This window comes from Agreia sp. (assembly GCF_964263775.1).
GTDB lineage: Bacteria > Actinomycetota > Actinomycetes > Actinomycetales > Microbacteriaceae > Agreia.
This window is the reverse complement of the sequence record NZ_CAXVWM010000193.1, coordinates 1-3,149: the sequence shown is the minus strand read 5'-3', so window position 1 is coordinate 3,149 and position 3,149 is coordinate 1. Positions and strand designations below refer to the sequence as shown.

Below are 3,149 nucleotides of genomic sequence, written 5' to 3'. Positions count from 1 at the left end.
GGCACGAACACACGGCCGCGCGTAAAATCGGCGGGTGGCAGTGTCCAAAGTTCTCCTCTATTACGCCTTCACCCCGCTCGCCGACCCCGACGCCATCCGCCTGTGGCAGCGCGACCTGTGCGAGTCGCTCGGGCTGCGCGGTCGCATCCTCATCTCGACGCAGGGAATCAACGGAACCGTCGGCGGCGAACTCGGAGCGGTCAAGAATTACCTGCGCAAAACGCGCGACTACCCGGCATTCAGGGGTATTGACGCCAAATGGAGCGAGGGATCGGGCCTCGATTCTTCACAGAGTTATCCACAGGCTCCGTACGGCGTGAGCCTCGACTTTCCCCGGCTCGTCGTGAAGGTGCGCGACGAGATCGTGAGTTTTGGCGCCCCGGGCGAATTACGCGTCGACGAGACCGGGGTGCGCGGCGGCGGAACCAGGCTCACTCCCGCTGAACTGCACGAGCTCGTCGCAGAAAGGGCCGAACACGGCGATGACGTGGTGTTCTTCGATGGCCGCAACTCGTTCGAGGCCGAGATCGGAAGATTCGCCGGCGCAGTCGTGCCCGACGTGAAGAACACCCGCGAATTCGCCGCCGTTCTCGACTCCGGTGCATACGACCATCTGAAGGGAAAGCCTGTAGTTACCTACTGCACAGGCGGAATCCGGTGCGAAGTGCTCTCGAGCATGATGGTGTCGCGGGGCTTCGGCGAGGTCTACCAACTCGACGGCGGAATCGTGCGCTACGGCGAGGCTTTCGGCGATTCCGGCCTGTGGAACGGCTCGCTCTACGTCTTCGACGACCGAGGATCGGTCGACTTCACCCCCGACGCCGCGGTGATCGGCGAATGCCACCGCTGCGGCTCATCCACGAGTCGCATGCAGAACTGCAGCGACCCGCAGTGCCGCGTGCAGCTCGTGATCTGCGAGCAATGCGACCAGAACCAGGCGCCGCGTTGTGCGCAGCACGCACGTATCGTAGCGGCATAGTTTCCACAGAGTTATCCACAGGGCTTCGCGCCTAGGCTCGGCACATGAACACCAAAGACAAGGCTCACCAGCTTCTTCACCTGCACGAGCAGCGCGCGATCCTGCAGGTGGTCAACGTCTGGGACGTCGCGAGTGCTCGCGTCGTCGCCGATCTGCCCGAAACCACCGCCCTGGCGACGGCCAGCCACAGCATCGCCGCGACCTTCGGCTACGACGATGGCGAGAACATCCCGCTCGAGTTGATGCTCGACATGTGCGGCCGCATCGCGAGCGCCACCGACCTGCCCGTGTCGGCCGATCTCGAAGCCGGATACGGCGACCCCGGCGAGACCGTGCGCCAGGCGATCGGGGTGGGCGTCGTCGGAGCGAACCTCGAAGACCAGATGAGGCCGCTGATCGAATCGGTCGAGAACGTGGCCGAGGTGACGAAGGCCGCCGAGAGGGAGGAGGTGGGCTTCGTTCTGAACGCCCGCACCGACGCGTTTCTCAAGGCGGGCGACCGCCCCCTCGACGACGTCATCGCAGACGCCATCGAGCGCGGTCGCGCCTACCTCGACGCGGGCGCCGCCTGCATCTTCGTGCCCGGCCTGCTCAGCGAGCAGACCGTCATCCGCCTCGTCGAGGGAATCGGTGAGCACCGCGTGAGCGTCATCAACGTTCCGGGTTCGCTCACGCCCGCGAGGCTCGAACAACTGGGCGTGGCGCGCATCTCGTATGGACCCTGGACCCAGCGGGTCGCGCTCACCGCGCTGCAGGCATCCGCTCGCGCGCTGTTGGCCGGCGGCCACCTGCCCGAGGGCACGCAGCCGCTGAACTGACGAACGCAGCCGCTGAACTGAAGAACGCATCTACTACACAAAGAAACACGGCCCGACACTGATGACCGACGCCCCCAGCCCGGCCCTGCCCACCCGGATGCGCGCGGTCACCCAGCATCGCTACGGCGGCCCCGAGGTGCTTGCGACCGTAGACCTGCCGGTGCCCGTGCCCGCCGCGACCGAGGTGCTCGTGCGGGTGCGGGCCGCCGGCGTCGACGCCGGAACCGTGCACATCCTCACCGGCAAGCCCTATCTCATGCGCGCAATCGGCTTCGGGCTTCGTGCACCCCGGGCGCCCTATCCCGGAAGGGCGTTCGCCGGCGAGGTCGCCCGCGTCGGTTCGGCGGTGACCGGATGCGCCGTGGGCGACAGGGTCGTCGGCTCGTGCAGCGGAACGTTCGCCGAATACATCACTGTGCCGGAGGCGGCCCTCGTGGGCATCCCGAACGCGGTGCCGTTCGAGACCGCGGCGACCCTGCCCGTCTCGGGCGTCACCGCGCTGCAGGCGCTTCGGGTCGCCGGGCTCGAAACGGCATCGGATGCGGAGACCCCGCGCGTGCTCGTGCTCGGCGGCGGCGGAGGCGTCGGCAGCTTCGCCGTGCAGCTTGCTGCGGCGAACGGCGCCACGGTCACGGGCGTGTGCAGCACGTCCAAACTCGACTTCGTGCGCTCGCTCGGCGCTCACGACGTGATCGACTACACCGTCGACGACCTGGCCTCCACCGCCCGGCGGTGGAACGTGATCATCGACGCGGGCGGCGGGCGCGCGCTCGGCGTGCTCCGTCGCATCCTGAGCCCAGACGGGCATCTAGTGCTCGTCGGGGCAGAGAACGGAGGAGCGCTGCTCGGTGGCCTCGAACGCGTGATCGGCGCCGGGCTCCTCGATCGATTCACGGGCCAGCACCTGCATGGGCTCGTCTCGCGCGAGCTCACGGCCGACCTGCGACTTCTGCTCGCCGAGGTGGCCGCGGGCCGGCTGCACCCCGCGATCGACAGGGTCTATCCGCTGAGCGAGGCGGCGGCCGCGCTCACCCGCGTCGCCTCGTCGAAAGCCCGCGGGAAGGTCGTCGTCTCGATCTGACCTGACCGCCGCCGATCTCGGCTGCGATCGCGGCCGCGTCACGCTCGGGTGCGAGCGCGGCCGCGTCATGCTCGGGCGCGACCGCGACCGCGGGCGCGGCACGTCGACGCGTGCGCCTGCTGCGCCGTTCGTCGCGTCGGGTGTTCGAGTTGCCGGTCGTGAAGTCGCGGGCGTCGGAATCGGACAGCGCGACGAGCACCAGGATGTCGAGCGAGAGCCCCAGCAGCCCGCCGTTCTCGAGCGTGAACGAGGTGCCGTCGGCGAAGAAGTC

General features: G+C 68.3%; 4 protein-coding genes. 3 read left to right on the top strand and 1 reads right to left on the bottom strand.

What is annotated here, in order from left to right; translation table 11 throughout:
* The first annotated feature begins 34 nt into the window (after window positions 1–34).
* The 3 genes from ACE5CZ_RS13855 (at window position 35) to ACE5CZ_RS13845 (ending at window position 2,878) form a co-directional block, all read left to right on the top strand.
* Window positions 35–979 carry a rhodanese-related sulfurtransferase gene (locus ACE5CZ_RS13855; RefSeq protein WP_374947920.1) on the top strand — a complete coding sequence of 315 codons (945 nt, stop codon included), beginning with the start codon at window positions 35–37 and terminating at the stop codon, window positions 977–979.
* 44 nt (window positions 980–1,023) lie between these two features.
* Complete coding sequence (locus tag ACE5CZ_RS13850; protein ID WP_374947919.1) at window positions 1,024–1,797, top strand: isocitrate lyase/phosphoenolpyruvate mutase family protein; 774 nt, start codon at window positions 1,024–1,026, stop codon at window positions 1,795–1,797.
* Window positions 1,798–1,858: 61 nt separating this feature from the next.
* Entirely contained in the window at window positions 1,859–2,878 is a 1,020-nt protein-coding gene (locus ACE5CZ_RS13845; protein WP_374947918.1) for an NAD(P)-dependent alcohol dehydrogenase, read from the top strand.
* Here ACE5CZ_RS13845 and ACE5CZ_RS13840 read toward each other — a convergent pair.
* Window positions 2,826–3,149 (bottom strand): hypothetical protein (locus tag ACE5CZ_RS13840; protein ID WP_374947917.1); only part of this gene is annotated, 324 nt, incomplete at its 5' end. The genes ACE5CZ_RS13845 and ACE5CZ_RS13840 overlap by 53 nt on opposite strands.

What these genes read in the sequence shown, in the direction of transcription:
- ACE5CZ_RS13850 (WP_374947919.1), top strand. Translation starts at nt 1,024, where the DNA reads ATGAACACCAAAGACAAGGCTCACCAGCTTCTTCACCTGCACGAGCAG.
- ACE5CZ_RS13845 (WP_374947918.1), top strand. Translation starts at nt 1,859, where the DNA reads ATGACCGACGCCCCCAGCCCGGCCCTGCCCACCCGGATGCGCGCGGTC.